The organism is Alteriqipengyuania sp., from assembly GCF_964222115.1.
GTDB lineage: Bacteria > Pseudomonadota > Alphaproteobacteria > Sphingomonadales > Sphingomonadaceae > Alteriqipengyuania.
In genome coordinates, this window is record NZ_CAXQBM010000051.1 from 16,725 (window position 1) to 39,810 (window position 23,086).

The following is a 23,086-nucleotide window of genomic DNA, read 5'->3' on the forward strand; positions in this document are numbered from 1 at the left end:
CTTTCAAAGGGCGGCTCCCGGATGGGCCGGGACGTGCCAGTTGAATCAGGCGTCGGCCTTCGCCGCCCCCTTGGTCTTGGATTTCTTCGCCGCCGACGTCTTGCCGCGCTTGCCCGTGGACATGATCGACTTCAGATCGAGCGCGCCGAGCAACGACTTCTTGTCGGTTGACGCCTCTTCGGATTCGGCCACCTCGTCACCGGCGGACAGCACGTGCGAGACAACGCTGCGCAGCTGCCCGGTGACCTTGCTGGACTTGTTGGCCTCGACGAAGGCCTGGCCCAGCTTGGCCGCGTTGGTTGCGGCCTTGGCATCGTAGGGAAGCACGAAATCGACCTTCCGCTCGATCGAGGCTTCGAAATCCGCGCGGGTGATCTCACCCAGTCCGTTTTGCGCCTTGTTCGCCAGAACCAGCGCCTGCGCGTGCGGGGCATAGGTCTTGAGCCAGCTGAGAATGCGGATCGCGTCACGCGCGGAAGCCAGCGTGAACTCGCACACCAGCGTGATGATGTTCACATCCGCCAGCAACTGCGGAAAGTTGATCAGCATGTTGCGCGGCAGGTCGATCACGGTGATTTCGAACGCCTGCCGGAATTCCTCTTCCAGCTGCACGAAGGCCGCGCCGTCGGTCATCATCGGGGCACTGATCGGCGCCTCGGCCGAAAGCACTGCTAGGTTGTCGTTTGCACGGATCATCGCGCGTTCGATAAACAGTCCGTCGATACGACTGGGATTGTCGATCGCGTCGGTCAGGCCGCGGCCCGGCTCGAGGTCGAGCGTAAGTGCGCCCGTGCCGAAGTGCACATCGAGGTCGAGCAGGGCGGTCGGCAGCTTCTGTTCGTCGCTGAACAGCCACGCGAGCGATGTCGCGACGGTCGATGCGCCAGCCCCGCCACGTGTCCCGACGACTGCGGTCGAGACGTGCCGTTTGGCCGACTGTGCGTCGATGGCCTTGGGCGCACTGAACACGGCCTGCGCCTCGTTCAGCGCATCGCGCAACTGCGTCGCGGCGAGCGGTTTCAGCAAATAATCGTGGATCCCGCTGGCGAGCAGATCGCGGTAGAGCCGCACGTCGTTGACCTGGCCCACGGCGATCACCACCGTGCCGGGCTCGCAGACTTCGGCGAGCCCGTTGATCTCGGTCAACGGATCGCTGCATTCGGACAGGTCTACCAGCAAAATGTTGGGGCTGGAGGTGACCGACAGGCTCTGGATTGCGTTGCGCAGCCCGCCCTTGGCGCACTTTTCCGGCGCCCAGCCAAGCTCTGCCACGACAGGACGCAGCGTATCGAGCGCGTTATCGTCGCAAATGAAGGCGGCGAAGGGATCGCGGTTGCCCGGCATGCCTGAATTCCACGGTGCGTTCATCGTGCTTCCTCGTTCATTCCCTGCGCTATTCCGGGCTGCCGGCGGTCGCCGCGGCGCTGCCAGCGCCCGACGTGCCGTTCCCGCTGCGATAGGCCTCGATCGCGCGGTTCGATGTGGTCACGACGGGCCTGCCATCGCTTTCCCGTCCGCGAATCAGGTCTTCCGGATTGGCGACCATTGCCGCGTAATTGCTGTTGGTGGCACAGCCGTAGTTGCGGCTGGTCGCGTTGGCGTAGTTGCCATCGTAGTCGTCCGACCAATCCGCGCAGCCGGGCACGGTCGCGATGGAGCGGGTGACGACCACGCGGGTGTAGCCGGGCTGCACGAAACCTTCGGTAATCGGGGCCTGGTCGCTCAGAGCGAGGCTGTAGCGATCGACAATCGCGGCAACTGCGGCAGTGGTGGCCGGACTTGTCGTGTCCGCATCGATCGCAACACGGTCCCCGTATTTGAGGTCGAGCGCTTCGAACCAGCCTGCAAGACGGCGCTGTTCGGGGATCGACAGGCCGCCGGGGCCGCCTGCAAGGTCGAGCGTGTAGTGCGTGCGCTCAACCACGGGCTGCGCCGTCGAATAGAGGCTGCGGTTCATGTTCCCGCCGCACGCGGAGAGCGAGAGGGCGAGCGTGGAGGCAATCGCGGCTGCGGCAATGCGCTTGGTAGTGGTCATGGCCGTAGGTCCTCTCACTGGTTGATGCTGAAGCCGGGCGCGGCAGAAGCGCTGCGCTCTTTCCGGCGCGGTTGCTGGGCCTGGCGCTGGTTGCTCGTGTCGCCCTGCGAAATTCCCGGGGCAGCAGATTGGCGGTCGCTCGCACTCGGCATGGGACGACCGGCCTGACCTGCCCGGGGGCCGCCCGTTTCCTTCATTCCGAGCTGTTCGAGTACCGTCGGGCTGTAGTACCCATCGGTAGGCAGGCGGATGTCATTCCCGTCGACGGGCTTCACCAGATAGGGTGTGATGACGATCACCAGTTCGGTTTCGCCCTTGCGGAAGCTGTTGGAGCGGAACAGGTTGCCCAGGATCGGCACGTCGCCGAGGCCGGGGGCCTTGTCGATCGTGCTCTGGGCATTGTTGCTCATCAGGCCGGCGATCATGAAGCTCTGGCCCGAACCCAGTTCGACCGTGGTCGATGCCTTGCGCGTGATGAGCGCGGGGATCTGGAACCCGTCGAGCGTCACTGCGCCCTGCGTGGAAAGCTCCGATACCTCGGGCGCCACACGGATCGAAATGCGGCCATTGGCCAGTACTGTGGGCGTGTAGGTCAGCTTCACGCCGTAATTGCGGTATTCGACCGAGGTCGAGCCGAGGCCCTGGCTGATCGGGATCGGGAATTCGCCGCCGGCAAGGAAGTCTGCCGTTTCGCCCGAAAGTGCGGTCAGGTTAGGCTGCGAAAGCGTGCTGACGAGCCCGTTGGTCTCCGCCAGATCGAGTGCCGCGCCGATATCGAGGCCCAGCAGGCGTCCGACACCGGCAAGCGTGGTTCCGCCCTGGATGTTGTCGACAATGTTGTAGCCCGCGCCTTCGTAGTTCTGGCCCACTGCGAGCGGCCCTGCGGGGATGCGCTGGCCAGTCACCGGATCGATCGTGGAAGGCACGTTCTGCGCAAAGGCGCCGCGACCGCGGGCCACGCCGAACTTGAACCCGCCCGAACTGTCGACCGTGGTCAAATTGGCGCCCAATGCGCGGACCAGCGATCGGCTCACTTCGGCAAAGCGGACCTGCAGGTTGACCTGCAAGGGCGTTGCCGTGGTGATACGCGCGATAACGTTGGTTTCATCGCCCAGGAAGGCCTGCACCAGGCGTTCCGCCTCTGCCGCATCCTCGGGGTTGGCGACCGTACCGGTCAGCAGCACGGTGTTGCTGCCCATCGTGGCGACGGAAATCTTGGCTTGCGGCATGGCCAGCGCCAGCATCTGGTCGATGCTGCCGATGTTCGAGCCGACCCGTACATTGGCGGCCCAGATCACATCGCCCGCAGAATTGCTGGCATAGACCGTGGTCTCCCCGCCGGACTTGCCGAACAGGTAGAGCTGGCGCTGCGACTTGACCTGGATATCCGCAATCGTGTCGTTTGCGATGAACACGTCGCTCATCGAACCGGGCACGTTGATCAGTTCTCCCTTGCCGATCGACAGGACGATATCCTGCGTCGGACGAACGACCGTCTGGGCGTCGGCCATGGTCGGCATGGCGGCAAGCGGCGCAGCGAACAGCGCGGCGCCGATCAGCGCAGGGCGAAGCTTGCGCCGGGCCCGCGCGGGCGTGGCATTGCTATGCGTGGCAATCATCAAGCTGGCCTTTTTCATGATCAGTCGCGCTCCCCGATAATCGTGGTTTGCGCGGTGTTTGTTTGTACGCCGCCGGACTTTCCGGCGGAAACGCTGGTGCTCTGCTGGCCCCGCATCACGCGAACGGTCGGGCCGCTCGGTACTGCAGGAGCTGCCGGCATGACGGCGCCTTCTGCACGCACAGGCTGGGCTGGTCCGCTCGGCGCGGCGGTATTGCCTTGCGGCGCTGCCTGCACGGCAGTGCGGATTGCGAAGCGCGAAACGTCTGCCCCGGTGACGTAAGAGGATGCAGTATCGCTCGGCATGGCGCGTGCCCGGGCGAGCAGCCGCTCTTCTTCTTCGGGCGTCGCGTCGTCGGGAATCTTGATGTCGCCGGATGCAAGCGCACGCTCCAGATCGGACGCGTTATCGGCAATCGAGCGGAGCGAGAGGCTCAGCGTGCCGACCGTCTGCGCGACCGCGATTTTCTCTGCGATTTTGGGCGTCACCTCGAGCGTGACCGTGCTGAACGTACGCACCGCGGTCTGCCCTTCGACGGTCGCCTGGCTGGTCGATTGGTCGGTGGCGAGCACGCGCAGGTTGCGAAGGATCGTTTCGGTCGCCTTCAGCCCGTTGGCATCGTGCGTCATCATCAGGTCGATCCGGTCGCCCGGAAAGACGAACCCGGCAACGGCGGTGTTGGCATTCACCGGGACGGTGACGGCGCGCATGCCCGGGCCAAGCGCGGCGGCAAGAAAACCGCGATCGCCCGGCGCGACGAGGCCGCCCTGCGTCACCGGCTCACCGGCGGTGATCGGATAGCGAACGACCGTGCCCAGCAACTGGGTCACGTCCGCTTCTCCGTCGATGAAATAGGCATCCTGCACCAGTTCGGTGGGCCATGCCTGGAATCCGATGGCGTCCTGGGTGATGATCGTCCCGACCGGCAGGCTGCGATTGGCAACCAGTACGCGCGGCCCCGTGGGCTCGGCAGGCGCGCCGACCGCTGCAACCGCCTGGGGCGAGCTGGACCCGGCGAACATTGATCGCGCGATAAAGGCCGTGCCTGCCGCGATGACCAGTGCTGCCAGCAACAGAACCAGCTTTTTCCTATCCATGACTTACGTGACCCCCAGATCGATCAGGTGCCGGACTTCTGGCCGACATGGTTGAGGTGATTATGGGGGAAGTGGTTAAAATGGAGTTCACTCCCCTTGTCTGGCTTCGGGGCGGGAGATCTTTGTTCACGCTAGTGAACCAGACATCACACGCTCAGCCCGATCGCCTGATGGGCGGCGGGGAAGTAATGCGCGGCAAGCACCCACAGGCCGGCTGCCGAAATTGCGACGCCGTAGGGAATTGCGAGCCGTTCCTTGCGGCGCTGCATCACGTGCCATGCGCCGAATGCCAGTGTCAGCGCTCCGCCCAGCAGAGCCATCAGCACGACCAACTGGCCGAATTGCAGAGGCGCAATCCACAATGCGAGCGCAGTGAGGAGTTTTACGTCGCCGCCGCCCATTGCGCGGAGTGCGAACAGCACGGCCAGGATAGCAAAGGCCGCCAGCGCGACCGCGAGTTGCAGGGCGATGTCGGGCCAGAGGGACAGGCCACTGGCCCACCAGAACAGCGGCGCGCCCAGCGCGACTGCGCCGGTCAGCCAGTTGGCAATGTGGCGAGACCTGAGATCGGTGATCGCTGCCGTCACCAGCGCGATTGCCAGCCCTACCAGCAGTGCATATTGCAGATATTCGCTCATCGTCGCCGGGCCCCGTCTCCCAAGTTCCGGGTGACGTGCTAGGCCTTCGCGCTTACCAAAAAGTAACCAAGAGCCGGGGAATTGCCTGTATGACCGATAGTCGTATGAAACCTGTCAATGCAATCGACCGTCGTGTCATCCCGGCAGCGGCTGAAGAAAGCCATTGGCAGGCTGCCGACGGAGCAAAGATTAGGCGGATCGACTGGCCCAGTCAGGGAGAGGGCAGCGCACGCGGCTCCATCCTGTTCATGCCGGGGCGCGGCGACCATTACGAGAAGTACCTGGAAAGTTTGGACGAATGGTCGCGTGCAGGATGGCGTGTCACCGCCAGCGATTGGCGCGGTCAGGGCACCTCGGGACGGCTCGGAAACGACGGACTGACCGGGCACATCGACGATTTCGGCACCTGGACCGCCGATCTGGCCATCCTGTGGGATCAGTGGGTCAAGGAAACGCCGGGTCCGCACGTCCTCATCGGGCATTCGATGGGCGGGCATCTTGTCTTGCGCGCGCTGGTCGAAAAGCGTGCTACGCCCGATGCCGCAGTGCTCTCCGCCCCGATGCTCGGCCTTACGGGCACACCCGGCCCGCTCTGGCTGCTTGGACCGGTCTCGAAGACGCTGGCGCGACTGGGCGATCCGCGTCGCCCTGCTTGGAAGACGAGCGAGAAGCCCGGCGCGCTGCCCGAGGATCGCGGCGCACTGCTGACGCACGACGTTGACCGCTATGAAGACGAATTATGGTGGCGCAACGCGCGACCCGATGTGGCGATGGGCCCGGCAAGCTGGGGCTGGGTGGCTGCCGCCATCGCGTCTATGCGTGTGATCGAGGCAAAGGGCGCGCTCGAAGGCGTGAAGACACCGGTATTCCTGTTTGGAACGACCAATGACCAACTGGTGGCATGGGCGGCAATAGAGCGGGCGGCGAAACGGCTTCCGTTTGGCGAACTGCTTAAGTTCGAGAAGGAAGCTCACCACGAAATCCTGCGCGAGGTCGATGCGGTGCGCGATCGTGCGATGGATGGCATCGCCGATTTCCTCGATCGCAAAGCGCCGGCAAAGCCCTAGATCGCATCGATGGCTGACTACGATCTGGCGATCATTGGTGCGGGGATGGCGGGCGCGAGCCTTGCCGCAGAGATCGGTCCGCATGCACGCGTGCTGCTGATCGAGGGTGAGGACATGCCCGGCTACCACACCACCGGGCGCTCGGCCGCGTTCTGGGAAGAATGCTATGGTGGGCCGGACATTGTCCCACTGAGCCGCGCGTCAGAGCCTTATTTGCGCGAAGGCGGGTTTCTCGCTCCGCGCGGTGCGCTCTATATTGGTCGTGAAGAAGACGTGCCGAAGATAGAAGCGTTCGTGGATCGCTTCAGCGATACGGGCGCGCGGTTCGAACGTTTGCCCAAGGGCAGGGCGCAAGATCACTATCCCAGCCTGCGATCCGAATGGTGCGAGGCGATCTGGCAGCCGCATTGTGCCGATATCGACGTTGCGGGCCTGCACCAACATTATCTCAAGTCTGCAAAGGGTGAGGGCGTTGACCTGGTTACCCGCGCGAGGATCGAGCAGATAGAGCGCGTCGGAGATGGCTGGCTACTCCAGGCGTCCGATGGTCGCGACTGGCGTGCCGGATCGCTCGCGAATGCGGCAGGTGCCTGGGCCGACACTGTCGCCGATCTGGCCGGTGCCCGCGCGCTCGGCGTCCAGCCGCTCCAGCGTACCATGCTGCAATTGCGCGCCGATCCACCCGCACCGCGCGACGGCCCGCTGACCCTCGACATTTCCGGCCACTTCTATTTCAAGCCGGAAAGCGCGGATGCGATGTGGTTCAGCCCGCATGATGAAACGCCGATGCCGCCCTGCGATGCCGTGCCTGAGGAGCTCGCGGTGGCGCAGGCCATCGACCGGTTCGAGAAGGTATTCGATGCTGCGCTGACCAAGGTCGAGCGGACGTGGGCAGGGTTGCGAAGTTTTGCGCCCGACCGCAAGCCGGTGATCGGCTGGGACGCGCAAGTGCCTGGATTCTTCTGGTTCGCAGGGCAGGGCGGCTACGGGATTCAGACCGCGCCTGCCGCCGCCCGGCTTGCAGCGCAGGTTTATCTCGACAGGCCGTGCGATGACATGACCGGTACGCTCAATGCGAAAAACTTCTTGCCGGACCGCTTCGGGTAGAAAACTGTCGTAAGCAGGGTTAGGCTTGCGGCGATAGTCCAGAGGAGAAAGCGCGATGGCCCACACTTTCGAAATCTACAAGGACAAGGCCGGGGAATTCCGGGTCCGTTTCAAGTACAACTCGGAGGTCATGTTCTCGACCGAAGGCTATTCCAGCAAGGCGAGCGCCCGGAGCGCGATCGATTCGATCAAGAAGAACGGGCCCGGCGCGGAAACGGTCGACAACTCCTAGCGTATGCTCGCAGCGGCTTCGCTGGCGAGCTGGTCGACCCGTTCGTTCTCGGCGTGGCCCGAGTGACCTTTGACCCAATGCCACGTGACCCGGTGCTTGGCGTTCAATTCCGACAGGCGCCGCCACAGGTCCTCGTTCTTGACCGGCTTCTTGTCCGCCGTTTTCCACCCGCGCTTCTGCCATCCCGGCAGCCACTTGGTGATCCCGTCGATCATGTATTTGCTGTCCGTGTAGAGATCGACGGTGCAGGGCCGCTTGAGCGCGGATAGCGCTTCGATAGCGGCAGTCATCTCCATGCGATTATTGGTGGTGTCCGTTTCCGCGCCCGACAACTCCTTCTCGGTCGCGCCCTTGCGCAGCAATGCGCCCCAGCCGCCGGGGCCGGGATTGCCCTTGCACGCACCATCGGTGAAAATCTGCACATCGCTCATTGGAAGGGCGCGTCGCCCGACTGCGCATAAAATGCAAGCCTTTCAGCGAATTGCATGGGGTCCTTGCGCCGCACAAGGCCATCTTCGGGGGTCGCGAACCAGTCTTCCACCCGTGTTGCGACAAACCGCAGGCACGCAGCCTGTGCGAGGATGGGGAGGGCGGGCCGTTCTCGCTCCTCCAATGCGCGGCGGCTCTCATACCCCGCCATTAATGCGGAGCCGATGTCGGGCCGGAACGTGTTGTCGCACAGTGCGAAGCTCCACGCGGCGTGCAACACTGCCAGATCGAACGCGAATGCGCCTGTATATGCGAAGTAGAAGTCGATCAGGCCCGTCACCGCTCCATCGACGAACAGGACATTGTCGGGGAACAGGTCGGCGTGGATCGTCCCCTGCGGCAGGTCCGTGGGCAGAATATCGCGGATATGGTCCCCGCAATCGGGCAGGATCTGAGCCAACTGCTGGTCGATTGCGTCGAACTGGCCCGCCCGGCTGTGCAGCATGTCGACGCAGATCGGGATCGAGAGAGAGGATTTGCGCAGCCGGGGAAAATCCTGCGCAGCAAGATGAAGATTGGCCAAGGCAACGCCGACTTCGAACGCGTGCGGTTCTTCCGGCTCGTCGATCGAAATGCCGGGCAGGAACTCGATCAGCGCGGCGGGTTTGCCCCGCACATCGCGCATCTGCAGCCCTGTGTGCGTATGGATCGTGCGCGGTACGGGCTGGTCCTTGGCCGAGAGGTGATCGAGGAGGGAGAGGAAAAACGGCAGGTCTGCCGCCTCGGTCCGCGCCTCGAACATGGTCAGGATAAACCGGCCTTGGGTGGTCTCAACCAGCCAGTTGGAGTTCGAAACCCCTTCGGCAATGCCCTTGACGGAGCGGAGCTCGCCGACGTCGTAGTCGGCCAAGAACCCCTCGATTTCGGCAGCAGTGAGGTGGGTGTAGACGGCCAAGGCGCGCGCCCCTCGCGAGTGGATCAGTCGACCAGCTGGCGCGGCAGCTTGAAGGTCATCTTCTCTTCGGTGACCAGGATCGGGCGTTCGTCGATCTCGCGCCATTCGGCCAGCTTGTCGACCACTTCGCGGACCAGCGTTTCGGGAGCGGAGGCGCCGGCTGTCAGGCCCACCGTCCCCACGCCATCGAGCCACGCAGGGTCGATCTCGCTCGCCCGCTGGATCAGCTTGGCGGTTGTGCCACAGCGTTCCGCCACTTCGACAAGGCGCAGCGAATTGGAGGAATTGGGCGCGCCGATTACCAGCACCAGGTCGCTGCCGGGTGCCAGTTCCTTCACCGCCGCCTGCCGGTTGGACGTGGCGTAGCAGATATCTTCTGCCTTGGGCCCGGCAATATCGGGATAGCGCGCCTGGAGCGCAGCGATCACATCCCGCGTATCGTCTACCGAAAGCGTGGTCTGGGTCAGGAACGACAACTTGTCGTCACGAGTGAAAGGCAGCTTCGCCACGTCGTCCACGGTTTCGACAAGTGTGATCTTGCCTTCAGGCACCTGGCCCATCGTGCCGATCACCTCCGGGTGGCCTTCATGGCCGATGAAGATGATATGCCGGTCTTTCTCCAGCTGGCGTTCGGCCTGACGGTGGACCTTGCTGACCAGCGGGCAGGTCGCATCGACATAGAGCAGTTTGCGCCGATCCGCTTCGGCCGGGACCGATTTGGGGACGCCGTGTGCACTGAACACGACCGGCGCGTCATTGGGCACCTCGTCCAGTTCCTCGACGAAAATCGCGCCCTTCTCGCGCAGGCCGTCGACCACATAGCGGTTGTGGACGATTTCGTGCCGAACGTAGACCGGTGCCCCATATTTCTCGAGCGCACGCTCCACGATCTCGATCGCACGGTCGACACCTGCGCAGAAGCCGCGAGGCGCCGCAATCAGGATCGTCAGGCCCGGTCGGGCGCCCGGTTTGGCAGGCGCGTTCTCGGGGGAGAGCTGCTCGGGGGGAAAGGCGGCGTTCATGCGAGCCTATCTAGCCATTATGCTCGCGCGCCGCTAGGTGGCCGGGACCAGTTTGAATACAAGATCGATCAGGGACGATACCAAGATGCATCCTGCCGCCCGCTTTATTGCCCCCGCAATTGCCGTTCTTGCGTTGACGGCGTGCGCCAAGGAAGGCCGCATTGTTACGAACGAAGGCGTGGGAATTCAGGCCGTTCGTACGCTTTGCCCGGCGGTGGGCATCCCCGATTACACTGGCGACATCACAACCTTCCGCAGTGCAGGCAGCCGCCTTGCCAGCGATCTCGACATAGAGGCGAACATCACCAACCTGCGCACCACGTGCGACGAGGCGGGCGAGAAGGTGTACGCCAATGCGACTTTCGACGTGTACGCCAGCCGCGCCGATACACGCGGTGTGCGCACGGTGGAGTTGCCCTATTTCTCGGTCGTGCTGCGCGGCGGCAGTTCGGTGGTGACCAAGCGCGTGGGCACGGTGCGCGTAAGCTTTGCCGACGGGCAGGATCGCGCGGTCGGCCAGGGGCAGGCCGGAGCCTTCATCAACCGTGCCGATGCGACCTTGCCCGAGGATGTGCGCGAGCGGATCACGCGCCGCCGCAAGGCGGGCGACCCCGACGCAGCGCTCGATCCGCTGGCCGATCCGGAAGTCCGTGCAGCCGTGCAGGCCGCCAGTTTCGAACTGCTTGTCGGCTTCCAGCTGACCGAAGATCAGCTCGCCTACAACGCCACGCGCTGACCCTATTGGGGCGACCGAAGCCTGCGCTCCCTTGCGGGGCGCGTGAAACCGGCTAAGCGGTCGCGCCATGACCCAGCCTAAAGCTTCCGATACCCAGACACTCTACGCTACCTTTGCGGAGCGGCTCGACGCCGTGCTCGCCGCGCTTGAATTGGAAGGTGTGCTGCCCGCCGATACACCGCGCGCCAATGTCGCGGTCGAGCCGCCGCGCGATCCCTCGCATGGCGATATCGCCACCAATGCCGCGATGGTGCTCGCCAAGCAGGCGAAGACCAATCCGCGCGCGCTGGCGGAAAAGATCGTCGAGCACCTGCAACGCGATCCCGATATCGACAGCGCCGAAATCGCCGGCCCCGGTTTCATCAACCTTCGCATCGCGGATCGCGCATGGCTTGGTGAGGTGCAGGCCATTGCATCGCTGGGCGATGGCTACGGGCGCTCGGCCATGGGCGAGGGCAATCGCGTCAATGTCGAATATGTGTCCGCCAACCCGACAGGGCCGATGCATATGGGCCATTGCCGCGGAGCGGTGGTGGGCGATGCGCTGGCCAGCCTGCTTGCGGCTACGGGGCACGAGGTCATCCGCGAATACTACGTCAACGATGCGGGCGGGCAGGTGGATGTCCTCGCCCGGTCGGCGCATATCCGGTATCGCGAGGCGCTGGGCGAAGACGTGGGCGCAATCCCCGAGGGCCTCTATCCCGGCGAGTACCTGATGCCGGTCGGCAAGGCGCTCGCCGACGAGTTCGGCGACCAGTACGCCGCCGCGCCAGAGAGCGAATGGCTGCCGCTGTTCCGCACCCGCGCGGTTTCAGAGATGATGGACCTGATCCGCGCCGACCTCGCCAAACTGGGCATCGCCCATGATGTGTTCTCCTCGGAAGCCGAATTGCAGGCTGCGGGCAAGCCCGCCGAAGCCGAGAAGTGGCTGCGTGAACAGGGGCTTGTCTTTGATGGCGAACTGGAAAAGCCCAAGGGCAAGACGCCCGAGGATTGGGAACCGGTCGAACTGCCGCTGTTCCGTTCCACCCGGTTCGGCGACGACCAGGATCGCCCGATCAAGAAATCGGACGGCAGCTGGACCTATTTTGGCGCCGATCTCGCCTATCACATGCAGAAGGCCGAGAATGCCGATGCCCTGATTGACATTTGGGGCGCAGATCACGCGGGGACGGTCAAGCGCATCAAGGCGGCGGTCGCTGCGCTGGGTGAAGGGAAAGGCACGCCGGTGCCGTTCGACGTGAAGCTGGTCCAGATGGTCCAGCTGATGCGCAATGCCGAGCCGGTGAACATGTCCAAGCGTTCGGGCAACTTCGTCACGCTGGCCGACGTGGTGGACGAGGTCGGCAAGGATGTCGTCCGCTTCACCATGCTGACCCGCAAGCCCGAGGCGCAAATGGATTTCGACTTCGCCAAGGTGGTCGAAGCATCGAAGGACAACCCGGTCTTCTACGTGCAGTACGCGCATGCCCGCATCTGTTCGACGATGCGCAAGGCCGCCGACGAGGGGATTACGCCATCGGATGAGGCGCTCTATGCGCTCAGCGCAGACGATCTCGCGCTGGTCAAGATGGCCGCGCAGTACCCGCGGCTGGTCGAATCGGCGGCGCAGGCGCGCGAACCCCACCGGATCGCGTTCTATCTCTACGACCTCGCCGCCGAGTTTCATTCCTACTGGAACGCCGGAAACGATGATGCGTCAAAAAGGGTCATCCTGACACAGGATCGAAGCCTGAGCGGTGCAAGGCTTTATTTGGTCGCACAAATAGGACAGGTTATTCGCAATGGACTGGGTCTCCTCGGGGTGGAGGCCGTTGAGGAGATGTGAGGATGATCGATGGGGACGATCGCGAGGGGCATGATCAGGGGGATCTCGATCTGAAAGAGGATGCGTCCTCGAATGAGGGATCGCATGGAGAATCGGCTGAAACCGAAGCCGAAGACGCACCGCGGCCTGTCGAAGAAGAGCAGCCCGCGGTGGCGATGGAAGCCGATTCGAACGAAGGCGGTACGCTCGCCCCGCAGGGCGACGCGCCTGCGGCAGCCGAATCGCCTGCCGAAGAACCGCATGAAGCCGAAGCGGCGAGCGAACCTGAACCCGAGCCCGAGCCCGAGCCTCAACCCGAAGCTGAATCGGCGCCGGAACCGGAGCCCGAACCGGAACCTGAGGCATTATCCGAGCCCGAACCGGCGCCGGAACCCCAGGAACCCGTTGAACCCGAAGCTTCGGCTGAACCGCAGGCCTTCGCCGACGCCGAGGGCTTCGATGGCGCGGCACTCGACGAGGCTGAGGAAGAACCTGCGTATGACGAGGACGATCTCGGCTTGGTGAGCGACGATGACGCGCTGCCGTGGCTCGAATCGTCCGACTACGACGATATCGAAAGCGTCGATGCATGGCGCATTACTGGGTTCGTGGTGATGGGCCTCGTCGTCTTGGCGCTGCTCGTGGGCGGATTCTGGTATTACACCAATCGCAGTTCCGATGGCACGCCGGTTGCCGATGGTAGCATAATCGCGGCACCCGATGGGCCTTACAAGGAACGGCCCGAAGATCCGGGTGGCAAGACGTTCGAACGGACCGGCGACATGGCGCCTGCCGTCGCCGAGGGCGAAACCCGCGAGGGCCGCCTGGCCGAGGCGCGCGAAACACCTGCGCCTGCCGCGAATGCGCCTGAAAAAGCTGCCGAAGAGACGAAGCCGACGCCGAACGTGTCGAGCGCGAGCGACAACCGCATCGCGGTGCAGGTCGGCGCCTATCGCGACACCGCGACTGCCGAGGCTGGCTGGCGAGCGCTCAACCGGCAGACCGATGCGCTTTCCGGGGTGAAATACCGGATTGTGAAGGGCGAAGCCGATATCGGCACGGTCTATCGCCTGCAGGCATTGCCGGGCGACATGGCTGCAGCACGCGCGCTGCGCGACGCATTGCAGGCCGATGGCATAGCGAGCCAGATCAAGCAGTAGGATCGGCGGGCCGGGCGAGAGAGTTTTTCGCCCGGCCTATCCACCGCCTTGCAGTGACGTAAACTTGCTTGCGGCCCAGTTTCCTGCCACTTTTCGGCCTGTTATGACGCCCGCCATTTTCGGTTGTTCCGGCCCAGAATTGACTGCCAACGAACGCGCATTCTTTCGCGAGGCCGATCCTGCGGGCTACATCCTGTTCAAGCGGAACTGCGAGACGCCCGATCAGCTCCGCCGGCTGACCGATTCGCTGCGCGAGATTCACGGGCGCGATCACCTGCTCGTCTCGATCGACCAGGAGGGTGGGCGCGTAGCCCGGCTTGGCCCGCCCGAATGGCGCAAATGGCCCGCGCCCGCGCGCTTTGCAGAACTTTACGAAATTGCGCCCGCATCCGGCATCGAGGCCATGCGCCTGAACAGCGAAGCAATGGCGACCGAACTACGCCTCGCGGGCGTCAGCGTCGATTTTCATGCGCCGTGCGATGTCGCACGCCCTGAAACCGACAACGTGATCGGCGACCGCGCCTTGGGGTCCGAGCCCATGCAGGTTGCGGCACTGGGTCGCGCGATCCTGGAAGGGATGGCCGCTGCGGGGGTTGCGGGGTGCCTCAAGCACATGCCCGGTCACGGCAGGGCGACTGCCGACAGCCACAAGCACCTGCCCGTGGTCGATGCCAGTGACGCCGAACTCCATATCGATACTGCACCATTCGAACAGTTGGCGTCCCGCGCACAGATCGGGATGACCGCGCATATCGTGTTCACCGACTGGGATGCGGAACGGCCTGCAACACAGTCGTACTGGGTCGTCGAGAATATCATCCGCGGGCGCATCGGCTTCGACGGACTGCTGCTGACCGACGATATCGACATGCAGGCGCTCGATGGGACGATCCCCGAACGCTCTGCGCGTGCGCTGGAGGCTGGCTGCGATCTCGCGCTCAATTGCTGGGCGAAGATGGACGACATGGTCGGCATCGTGGAGCGTTGCGGCATGATCCGCGATGAGAGCGCGGCACGGCTCGAACGCGCGTTGACGAGCGTGCCGACACCTGCCGAACCTGCCAATGTCAATGCGTTGGTCGAAATGCGCGATGCGCTGTTTGCCGCTGCGGGGCTGGAGCCATGATCGAGCGGCAACCCAATGGTCCGGAAGGCGGTACCGTACTCGATTTCGCGGATATCGACAGCGAATCTGGCGAATGGCAGGGCATTGCCTCGGGAACATCGGACGAGAGCGCGCTCTATCTCGCGCTCGATGGATGGGAAGGCCCGCTCGACCTGCTGCTGGAACTCGCGCGCAAGCAGAAGGTGGACCTGCGAGAAATCTCGATCCTCGCGCTGGTCGATCAGTACCTCACCTATATCGAGACTGCGGATCACCTGAAGCTGGAGGTGGCAGCCGACTACCTCGTGATGGCGGCGTGGCTCGCATATCTGAAATCGGCACTGCTGCTACCGAAGGACGAGCAAGAAGACCCGAGCCCCGAAGAACTCGCTTTGCGTCTGCATCTGAGGCTCCAGCGGCTGGGTGCGATGCGCGAGGCGGCGGGGCGCCTGATGGGCCGTGACCGGCTGGGGCGCGACGTTTTTCTCCGCGGTAAACCCGAAGGCCTGCGGACCGATCGGACGATTGCCTGGCAGGTCGACTGGTACGATCTGGTGCGCGCCTACGGGCAGGTGAAGGTCCGCAATGCTCCTGCGCTGCATACCGTGCGCGACCGGCAGGTGATGACGCTCGAGAGCGCGCTCGACCGTGTGTCGAGCATGCTGGGGGTCACACTCAACTGGATGGAACTGGAAGATTTCCTGCCTGCCGGGGCCGATGCCAAGCTGCGCAAGTCCGCGATGGCGAGCAGCTTCGTCGCGGCGCTCGAACTCGCGCGCACCGGACGGGCCGAACTGGCGCAGGATGACATTTTCGGGCCGCTGCGCTTGCGGCGGGTGCGCACGGCGGCATGAGCGAGCCGCAGGCACTAGATCGCGCGCTGGAGGCAGCGCTGTTCGCCGCCGAAGACGCGCTGACGATCGATCAGATCGCAAGCCATCTGGGCGATGCCGACAAGGGCGAACTGCGCGCTGCGCTGGCTCGTTTGACAGATTTCTATGCCCCCCGCGGCATCCATCTGGTGGAGCGGGGCAAGCGCTGGCATTTCCAGACCGCACCCGATTGCGCGCACCTGTTGCGCAAGGAAAAGGAATCGCTGCGCAAGCTGAGCCGCGCCGCGACCGAGGTGCTGGCGATCATCGCCTATCATGAACCGGTGAGCCGTGCGGAGATCGAGTCGATCAGGGGTGTGCAGACTTCGGGCGGCACGCTCGATGTGCTGATGGAAGCGGGCTGGGTGAAGCCCGCCGGGCGGCGCGAGGTGCCGGGTCGCCCTGTGATTTATGCTACGACACCGGAGTTCCTGCGCCATTTCGGGCTCGAATCCCGCCGCGATCTTCCCGGTATCGACGAGCTGCGGGCCACCGGCATGCTCGACCCGGTAGAGGATGCATTCGAGGCCGAGATGTCGGCTGCCGAGGAAGGTTCTGTCGCAGAGGATATGTCCGGCGAGGCATGAAGTTTCGCCGTGCCTGCCGGTCGTGTCTGGAACTCGGCCCCGGCAATCCCTATAGCGGTCTTACTCAAGTTTGAGCAGGGTTTACGCGGAAGGCAGTTATGTTCGGTCAAATCGGTATCTGGCAAATCCTCATCCTCGCGCTGGTCGTCCTCGTGCTGTTCGGCCGTGGTCGCATCTCGGAGATGATGGGCGATTTCGGCAAGGGCATTAACAGCTTCAAGAAGGGCCTGAACGAGGAAGAGAAGAAGGAGGCGGACAAGCCTGCTGCCCGTATCGAAGGCCCCAGTCACGACGCCAAACCTGCGGGAGAAACCGTGAGCGACAGCGACACGGCGACCCCTACCGACCGCACCTCCTGACCCCTAAGAGGCGTTTCGTCCCATGCCCGATATCGGCGCAGCCGAGCTGCTGGTGATCGCGATCGTTGCGATCCTGGTGATCGGGCCGAAAGACATGCCGATGGCACTGCGCACTGCCGGTCGCTGGATCGGACAGGTGCGGCGCATGTCCAACCATTTTCGCGCCGGGATCGATGCGATGATCCGCGAAGCGGAGATGGAGGAGATGGAAAAGAAGTGGAAAGAGCGTAACGCGCAGGTCATGCGCGATCATCCGGGCGACGAGATGACGCCTTTGCCGCCTCCGCCGGATGGGGAAGACGCAGCTGCCTCTCCGCCTGTAGAAGCGGATGGAGGCTTCCCCCAACATGACGATCCCGCGCAGGAACCGGCGCCCCCGGCAGCTTCCGCAGAAGCACGTGCATCGGCCCCGTCTACGGATAACATTGCATCGGAGGAGCCGCAGCTTCCGCTCGAAAGCAGACCGGCGAACAAACGTGCGAAGTCGCAGGACGGCGGAGAATAAGCATGGGCGTGTTGCGGGATATCGACGAGACGCAGGCTCCGCTGATGGATCACCTGATCGAGCTGCGCTCGCGGCTGTTGCGGTCCGTCTTCGTGCTCGCAGTCACGTTCGGCATCTGCTTCTATTTCGCGGACCAGATCCTGGCGTTTCTCGCAAAGCCGTTATCGAACGCTTTCTCTGAAGGGGAAGGGCGGCTGATCTATACCAAGCTGTACGAGGTTTTCTTTGTCGAGATGAAGGTCGCGCTGTTTGCCGCCTTCTGCGTCAGCTTTCCCTTTATCGCGAACCAGCTGTGGGCCTTTGTCGCGCCCGGGCTTTATGCGCGGGAGAAGAAGGCATTCCTGCCGTTCCTGATCGCCACTCCGGTGCTGTTCACTGCCGGGGCGAGCCTTGCCTATTTCGTGGTCATGCCCACCGCGTTCCGGTTCTTCCTCGGCTTTCAGGGGAGCGCTGGCGGGTTGCCTATCGAAGCACTGCCCAGTGCTGGCGAATATCTGAGCCTGGTAATGCAGTTCATCCTCGCATTCGGCATCAGTTTCCTGCTGCCGGTCCTGCTGCTGTTGCTGGAGCGTGCCGGACTGGTGAAGCGCAAGACGCTGGCCAAGGCACGCGCTTATGTCGTGGTCGGCGTGCTGGCGGTCGCCGCAATCGTGACGCCGCCCGATCCGGGCTCTCAGTTGATCCTCGCCGTGCCGCTATACCTGCTATTCGAGGGCTCGCTGCTCCTAATGCTGTTACTGGAACGCAAGGACAGCAAGGAAACGACGGGGAGCGAAGACCCGGGAGCCTCAAGCAACCCCGGCTAGGCGGATCGGTTTTCGTCCCAATTTCCGCGAGACCATAGCGCTTCGCGTCGGGCTGCACCCTGCACATATCGAAGATCTTCGCCTGAAAACGAAAAGGGCTCCCGCAGCGAGAGCCCTTTCCTTTAATTTTCTTGGGAGGACAAGGATCAGAAGCTGGCCGGCTCATCCTCCTCGTCGGCTAGGATAACCACAGCGCCAATAATCACGGCAACTGCAAGCACGCCGATGACAACAGGCGGAACGATTTCGCTTTCGCCTTCGACCGGAGCCGTCGCGCGATCGAAGCTGACTTCGGCAACCGCAGGCGCTGCAGCAAGCGACAGGGCGGCGGTGGCCGCAAGCACATCACGAAGTTTCATCTTACTATTCCCCTCGATAAACAGAGCGTGTGTATCGCCTATGCGGACGAGGCTCCTGTCTCGTTTATCCCTTACCGAACACGGGCATGCGCTGTCAGCTAGTAGAATTGATAGGCAGTATCCCCCCATTCCTCACCAATGGCCCGGCTTTAATATCTCCACCGGACACAAAAAAGGGCCCCCGAAGCGGGAGCCCTTTCTCATAACTGTAAGTCGCGGTGGACTTAGGCGCTGACACCGTCTTCGTCGTCGCTCTGCGCAGCAACGATGACACCAGCGATGATAGCGGCAATGGCAAGCGCGCCGAGAAGGGCGCCACCGCCGATTTCGCTTTCGCCTTCGACGGGAGCCGACGCGCGATCGAAGCTGACTTCAGCAACCGCGGGGGCTGCGGCGAGCGACAGAGCGGCAGCTGCAGCGGCCATGGTGCGGATCTTCATAACGTACGTCTCCTTGCGGTGTAATTCTGGTGTTTTGAAAACGCTTCACCGACCTAATGGTCAATCCCGAAACGCATTGCAACCCGAAAAACTGTCAAAATCAATGGTGCAAACAACTTGTTGCCGATTGGCAACTCCCGCCTGCACCGCGAAGAATCAAATATTTAGTCCAACTCGAATTTCCCGAAACGCTCGGTAGCCCGGATGGATGAAAATTTGGTTACTATCGGCCTAACCGACTGCCCTGCTGCTGGTTCCAAGCGATCAATCGCCCCGCCGATACATCCGCTTGCCGCCAACCCATGTTTCGAGAACCTGCGTATCGCGCAGGGCTTCGGGGCTGGCCCGCGAAATATCGCGGTCGACAACCACGAAATCGGCTTTCTCTCCTTTCAGCAGACGTCCGAAGCGGCCTTCGGCAAAACCGGCAAATGCGGCGTCGCTGGTGAAGCCTTCCCACGCCTCCATCCGCGCGAGCCGCTCGTTCGCCATCCATCCCCCGGGCGGCAGGCCGCTCTCGTCGATCCGGGTCATCGCGACCGCCATGCCGATGAAAGGATTGGCAGGTTCCACAGGCGCGTCCGAACCGAGCGCGAGCCGTGCACCACCATCCTGCAAGCTGTCCCAGGCATAGGCGCCGGTCAGGCGTTCCACACCCAGCCGTGCCTCGGCCATCAAGCGGTCCGATGTCTGGTGGACGGGTTGCACCGATGCGATCACGCCGAGCGCGCCGAACCGGGGGATGTCCACCGGGTCTACGATTTGGGCGTGTTCGATCCGCCAGCGACGGTCTCCGCGATAGCTTTCCGACAGTTCCTCGATTGCGTCGAGCGCTTCGGCATTGGCGGCATCGCCGATCGCGTGCACCGCAACCTGATAGTTCTCCATGGCCGCGCGGCTCATCAAATTGCGCAGCTGTGTGTCGGACAGCATCGGCAGGCCCGTATTATCGGGGGCATCGGCATAGGGTGCCTTCAGCCACGCGCCACGCGACCCGAGCGCGCCATCGAGGTAAAGCTTCACGCCATTCAGCCGCAGCCTGTCCTCGTACAGCCACGGTGTGGGGCCGGTGCCGCCGATCACCTGCATTGCGTCGACCCCGGCGGCATAGGCCATGATGCGGATGCGCAGCTGGTCGGTATCCCCTGCACGGCGATAGGTGAGCCAGTCTTCGAGCGAGGTGCCCATGTCGGCCGCCGCAGTAATGCCCTGTGCGAGCAGGATCTGCTGCGCCTTCTGCAAGGCGAGATCCTGGTCAGCGGCGCGCGGCTTCGGCACGGCCTGCTGGACAAGTTCCACTGCTGCATCGACAAAGACGCCCGCAGGCGCACCGCCGGCTTTCCGTTCGATCCGGCCGCCGTCCGGGTCTTGCGTCTTTGCCGTTACCCCGGCGGTCTGCATTGCAAGACTGTTTGCCCAGCTGGCATGCCCATCGACCCGTTCGAGCAGAACCGGCCTATCGCTGACAGCTGCGTCGAGCTCGGCGGCGGTGGGGAAGCGGCCTAGACCCCATTTTTCCTGGTTCCACCCGCGGCCAAGTATCCACGGGCGACCCGGATTTTCGCGTGCAAACTGGCTGATCAACCCAAGCGCTTCGTCCAGCGAGGTGGTCTGCGAAAGGTCGAGCGTCAGCGCCCCGAAGCCGATGCTCATCACATGCAGGTGCGCGTCGATCATGCCGGGGACGATGATCTGCCCTTGCATGTCGGAGAGATACTTCGGCCGCTCGGGCCGCTTGTCACCCTTGTCGAACACTTCCAGAATCGTGCCGTCATCGTCGACCCACAGCCCGGTGAACCGGTCAACATCCCCGTCCTCGTCGATCCGGATGCCCTTCACATTGTCGATCAGGACGTCGGCGTGTGCGGGCGCGACCAGGGATGCCGTGCACAGCAATGCGGACGCGAGCAGGAAAAAGGGCTTCATTTGAGGGGGCAAGCTTCCGATAGGATTGGATATTGGTTGGGTGGCAGGCCTAACGCCAACGGGCACAAGTGCCAATGGTGCGATGATCGACACGGCACTGTAGACGAGCAATATGTTGCGGGGGCGAAAGGGCGGCGATAGGCGTCGCGCATGACAGACCCGGCCAACGCCCCGCTCGACCAATTGACACTCAATCATGTGCGCGCTGCGCATGGTCGAATTGCGGACGCTATCGTGCGCACGCCGATGCTCATGTCGCAGACCCTGTCTGAAATTGCCGGTGCGGAGATCTGGCTGAAGTTCGAGAACCTCCAGTTCACTGCCGCTTACAAGGAGCGTGGTGCCCTCAACGCCCTCTTGCTGATGAGCGAGGAACGGCGCGCACGCGGTGTGATCGCGGCGTCTGCTGGCAATCACAGCCAAGGCCTTTCCTATCACGGGACGCGGCTGGGCGTGCCGGTGACCATCGTGATGCCCAAGACCACGCCCGCGGTGAAGGTGATGCAGACGGAAAGCGTGGGCGGGCAGGTCGTGCTGGAAGGGCAGACCTTCGACGAGGCCTATGCATACGCGCGCCAGCTTGAGCAGGAACGCGGGCTGACCTTCGTACACCCTTTCGACGATCCCGACGTGGCCGCAGGCGCGGGCACGGTTGCGCTGGAAATGCTCGAGGACCAGCCCGATCTCGATTGCCTCGTCGTGCCGATCGGCGGTGGAGGGTTGATGAGCGGCATGGCTACGGTCGCCAAGGCCCACAACCCCGACATGCACATTGTCGGCGTGGAAGCGGCCCTGTTCCCTTCGATGCACCATGCGCTTTCGGGCGAGCCGATGCCGGCGGGCGGCGACACCCTGGCCGAGGGGATCGCGGTGAAGGAGCCGGGCACATTCACCCGCGCGATCATCAAGGAGCGGGTCGACGAAATCCTGCTGGTTGGCGAGCCCGACCTGGAGGCTGCGGTCGCCCTGCTGCTGCAGATCGAGAAGACCGTAGTGGAGGGCGCGGGCGCAGCGGGCCTCGCGGCAGTGCTTGCGAACAAGGAAATGTTTGCAGGGAAGCGCGTCGGCCTGCCGCTATGCGGGGGCAACATCGATTCCCGCCTGCTGGCAACCGTGCTGCTGCGCAATCTTGCGCGCGAAGGGCGGCTGGCCCGGTTGCGCATCGCCCTGAAGGATCAGCCGGGCGCGCTGCACAGGGTCGTCAGCCTGTTCGAACGGCACAACATCAATATCATCGAAGTCTATCACCAGCGCGTTTTCACCAAGCTCCCGGCGAAAGGCCTGATCACGGAAATCGAGTGCGAGGCGCGCAACAAGGGTCAGGTCGACGCGCTGATCGCCGACATGCGCGACAACGGCTACGATGTTCATATGGTGGAGCTGGCATGACCCGTTCTGCCACAGATGTGCAAAATAAGGTCTGATTAAGCATGCTTCGTGGTTAAGGCCCTTCTAAGAGGTCGTGGGCTGGGGCATACATCCTGCCAGCCGCTGACCAGACGATTCTCACGCCTTCGACAGGAGCGCCAGGCCTAGCCGTGACTGCCCCAGTTCGTTTCCCTCGCTTCTTCGTAACGAGCCCTGCGCCGTGCCCCTACCTGGCGGGCAAGACGGAGCGTAAGGTATTCACGGAACTGAAGGGGCCGCATGCCGACCAGCTGAACGAGGCGCTTGGGCGCATCGGGTTCCGCCGCAGCCAGACGGTTGCCTACCGGCCCAGTTGTGTCGATTGTCAGGCCTGCGTTTCGGTGCGGGTCGTGGTCGGAGAATTCGCCCCGTCCAAGGCGCAAAAGCGCATCATCAAACGCAACAGCGATCTGGTGGTGACCGAATGCCGGCCTTGGGCGACCAGCGAGCAATTCGATCTGCTGCGCGATTATCTGGCCAAGCGACATCCCGAAGGCGGCATGACCCGGATGGACGAGGCGGACTATGCTGATATGGTGGAACACACGCCTGTATCCAGCTATGTGCTTGAATACAGGGAACCAACCAGCGATGGGTCGGTTGGACGTCTAGTGGGGGCGTGTCTTACCGACCGCCAGGGTGACGGGCTGTCGATGATCTACAGCTTCTTCGACCCCGATATTTAGGATCGCGCCGGGCTTGGGAATTTCATTATCCTCGACCACATCCGCCGTGCTGCGGAGAATGGACTGCCTTACGTCTACCTCGGCTATTGGGTCGAAGGGTCGGACCGCATGCAGTACAAGGTCCGCTATC

At 63.4% G+C, this 23,086-nt stretch carries 24 protein-coding genes and 1 pseudogene; 14 read left to right on the plus strand and 11 right to left on the minus strand.

Annotated elements, in window-relative coordinates; genetic code table 11:
- Positions 1 to 45: 45 nt before the first annotated feature.
- The 5 genes from ACEQXE_RS07945 to ACEQXE_RS07965 form a co-directional block, all read right to left on the minus strand.
- Entirely contained in the window at positions 46 to 1,368 is a 1,323-nt protein-coding gene (locus ACEQXE_RS07945; protein ID WP_370178351.1) for a pilus assembly protein CpaE, read from the minus strand.
- Positions 1,369 to 1,393: 25 nt separating this feature from the next.
- A complete protein-coding gene (locus ACEQXE_RS07950; RefSeq protein WP_370178352.1) occupies positions 1,394 to 2,035 on the minus strand; it encodes a CpaD family pilus assembly protein in 642 nt (213 codons plus the stop codon).
- Between the two features lie 14 nt (positions 2,036 to 2,049).
- Entirely contained in the window at positions 2,050 to 3,672 is a 1,623-nt protein-coding gene (locus ACEQXE_RS07955; protein WP_370178353.1) for a type II and III secretion system protein family protein, read from the minus strand.
- 2 nt (positions 3,673 to 3,674) lie between these two features.
- Positions 3,675 to 4,751 (minus strand): Flp pilus assembly protein CpaB, encoded by a 1,077-nt coding sequence (gene cpaB / locus ACEQXE_RS07960; RefSeq protein WP_370178354.1) that lies wholly within the window; start codon positions 4,749 to 4,751, stop codon positions 3,675 to 3,677.
- Between the two features lie 146 nt (positions 4,752 to 4,897).
- Positions 4,898 to 5,389 carry a prepilin peptidase gene (locus tag ACEQXE_RS07965; RefSeq protein ID WP_370178355.1) on the minus strand — a complete coding sequence of 164 codons (492 nt, stop codon included), beginning with the start codon at positions 5,387 to 5,389 and terminating at the stop codon, positions 4,898 to 4,900.
- A gap of 89 nt (positions 5,390 to 5,478) precedes the next feature.
- Between ACEQXE_RS07965 and ACEQXE_RS07970 the strand changes: the two genes are divergently transcribed.
- The 3 genes from ACEQXE_RS07970 to ACEQXE_RS07980 are packed head-to-tail and all read left to right on the plus strand — an operon-like array spanning position 5,479 to position 7,795.
- Entirely contained in the window at positions 5,479 to 6,456 is a 978-nt protein-coding gene (locus ACEQXE_RS07970) for an alpha/beta fold hydrolase (RefSeq protein WP_370178356.1), read from the plus strand.
- Between the two features lie 9 nt (positions 6,457 to 6,465).
- Positions 6,466 to 7,563, plus strand: a complete 1,098-nt coding sequence (locus ACEQXE_RS07975; RefSeq protein ID WP_370178357.1) for an NAD(P)/FAD-dependent oxidoreductase — start codon at positions 6,466 to 6,468, stop codon at positions 7,561 to 7,563.
- A gap of 55 nt (positions 7,564 to 7,618) precedes the next feature.
- Positions 7,619 to 7,795, plus strand: a complete 177-nt coding sequence (locus ACEQXE_RS07980) for a YegP family protein (RefSeq protein WP_370178358.1) — start codon at positions 7,619 to 7,621, stop codon at positions 7,793 to 7,795.
- On the opposite strand, the gene rnhA is transcribed toward ACEQXE_RS07980, so the two are convergent.
- From rnhA to ispH, 3 genes are read right to left on the minus strand one after another with little or no spacing between them, the layout of a single operon-like run.
- Positions 7,792 to 8,226 carry a ribonuclease HI gene (rnhA, locus tag ACEQXE_RS07985; RefSeq protein WP_370178359.1) on the minus strand — a complete coding sequence of 145 codons (435 nt, stop codon included), beginning with the start codon at positions 8,224 to 8,226 and terminating at the stop codon, positions 7,792 to 7,794. The two genes, ACEQXE_RS07980 and rnhA, sit on opposite strands and share 4 nt — an antisense overlap.
- Positions 8,223 to 9,179, minus strand: a complete 957-nt coding sequence (thrB, locus tag ACEQXE_RS07990) for a homoserine kinase (protein ID WP_370178360.1) — start codon at positions 9,177 to 9,179, stop codon at positions 8,223 to 8,225. The genes rnhA and thrB overlap by 4 nt, the downstream gene beginning before the upstream one ends.
- Before the next feature lie 23 nt (positions 9,180 to 9,202).
- The gene (gene ispH, locus ACEQXE_RS07995; RefSeq protein ID WP_370178361.1) at positions 9,203 to 10,201 is read right to left on the minus strand and encodes a 4-hydroxy-3-methylbut-2-enyl diphosphate reductase; all 999 of its coding nucleotides are present in this window, start codon (positions 10,199 to 10,201) and stop codon (positions 9,203 to 9,205) included.
- Between the two features lie 85 nt (positions 10,202 to 10,286).
- Between ispH and ACEQXE_RS08000 the strand changes: the two genes are divergently transcribed.
- The 9 genes from ACEQXE_RS08000 (at position 10,287) to tatC (ending at position 18,138) form a co-directional block, all read left to right on the plus strand.
- Entirely contained in the window at positions 10,287 to 10,937 is a 651-nt protein-coding gene (locus tag ACEQXE_RS08000) for a hypothetical protein (protein ID WP_370178362.1), read from the plus strand.
- 67 nt (positions 10,938 to 11,004) lie between these two features.
- Entirely contained in the window at positions 11,005 to 12,765 is a 1,761-nt protein-coding gene (argS, locus tag ACEQXE_RS08005) for an arginine--tRNA ligase (RefSeq protein WP_370178363.1), read from the plus strand.
- 2 nt (positions 12,766 to 12,767) lie between these two features.
- A complete protein-coding gene (locus ACEQXE_RS08010) occupies positions 12,768 to 13,904 on the plus strand; it encodes an SPOR domain-containing protein (protein ID WP_370178364.1) in 1,137 nt (378 codons plus the stop codon).
- A gap of 103 nt (positions 13,905 to 14,007) precedes the next feature.
- The gene (nagZ, locus tag ACEQXE_RS08015) at positions 14,008 to 15,030 is read left to right on the plus strand and encodes a beta-N-acetylhexosaminidase (RefSeq protein WP_370178365.1); all 1,023 of its coding nucleotides are present in this window, start codon (positions 14,008 to 14,010) and stop codon (positions 15,028 to 15,030) included.
- Positions 15,027 to 15,863 carry a ScpA family protein gene (locus tag ACEQXE_RS08020; RefSeq protein ID WP_370178366.1) on the plus strand — a complete coding sequence of 279 codons (837 nt, stop codon included), beginning with the start codon at positions 15,027 to 15,029 and terminating at the stop codon, positions 15,861 to 15,863. The genes nagZ and ACEQXE_RS08020 overlap by 4 nt, the downstream gene beginning before the upstream one ends.
- Complete coding sequence (scpB, locus tag ACEQXE_RS08025; RefSeq protein WP_370178367.1) at positions 15,860 to 16,468, plus strand: SMC-Scp complex subunit ScpB; 609 nt, start codon at positions 15,860 to 15,862, stop codon at positions 16,466 to 16,468. The genes ACEQXE_RS08020 and scpB overlap by 4 nt, the downstream gene beginning before the upstream one ends.
- A gap of 98 nt (positions 16,469 to 16,566) precedes the next feature.
- Entirely contained in the window at positions 16,567 to 16,827 is a 261-nt protein-coding gene (gene tatA, locus ACEQXE_RS08030) for a twin-arginine translocase TatA/TatE family subunit (RefSeq protein ID WP_370178368.1), read from the plus strand.
- 22 nt (positions 16,828 to 16,849) lie between these two features.
- Positions 16,850 to 17,332, plus strand: coding sequence for a Sec-independent protein translocase protein TatB (gene tatB / locus ACEQXE_RS08035; protein WP_370178369.1), 483 nt, complete (start codon positions 16,850 to 16,852; stop codon positions 17,330 to 17,332).
- Positions 17,333 to 17,334: 2 nt separating this feature from the next.
- Positions 17,335 to 18,138, plus strand: a complete 804-nt coding sequence (gene tatC / locus ACEQXE_RS08040) for a twin-arginine translocase subunit TatC (RefSeq protein ID WP_370178370.1) — start codon at positions 17,335 to 17,337, stop codon at positions 18,136 to 18,138.
- Positions 18,139 to 18,284: 146 nt separating this feature from the next.
- Here tatC and ACEQXE_RS08045 read toward each other — a convergent pair whose 3' ends face one another.
- The 3 genes from ACEQXE_RS08045 to ACEQXE_RS08055 form a co-directional block, all read right to left on the minus strand.
- On the minus strand, positions 18,285 to 18,497 hold the full coding sequence (locus tag ACEQXE_RS08045) for a hypothetical protein (RefSeq protein ID WP_370178371.1): 213 nt from the start codon (positions 18,495 to 18,497) through the stop codon (positions 18,285 to 18,287).
- 224 nt (positions 18,498 to 18,721) lie between these two features.
- On the minus strand, positions 18,722 to 18,937 hold the full coding sequence (locus tag ACEQXE_RS08050) for a hypothetical protein (protein WP_370178372.1): 216 nt from the start codon (positions 18,935 to 18,937) through the stop codon (positions 18,722 to 18,724).
- 264 nt (positions 18,938 to 19,201) lie between these two features.
- Positions 19,202 to 20,863, minus strand: coding sequence for an amidohydrolase (locus tag ACEQXE_RS08055; RefSeq protein WP_370178373.1), 1,662 nt, complete (start codon positions 20,861 to 20,863; stop codon positions 19,202 to 19,204).
- Positions 20,864 to 21,013: 150 nt separating this feature from the next.
- Here ACEQXE_RS08055 and ACEQXE_RS08060 point away from each other — a divergent pair, with 150 nt between their 5' ends.
- A complete protein-coding gene (locus ACEQXE_RS08060; protein ID WP_370178374.1) occupies positions 21,014 to 22,252 on the plus strand; it encodes a threonine ammonia-lyase in 1,239 nt (412 codons plus the stop codon).
- Between the two features lie 149 nt (positions 22,253 to 22,401).
- Positions 22,402 to 23,086, plus strand: a pseudogene (locus ACEQXE_RS08065) (arginyltransferase); the annotation flags it as partial.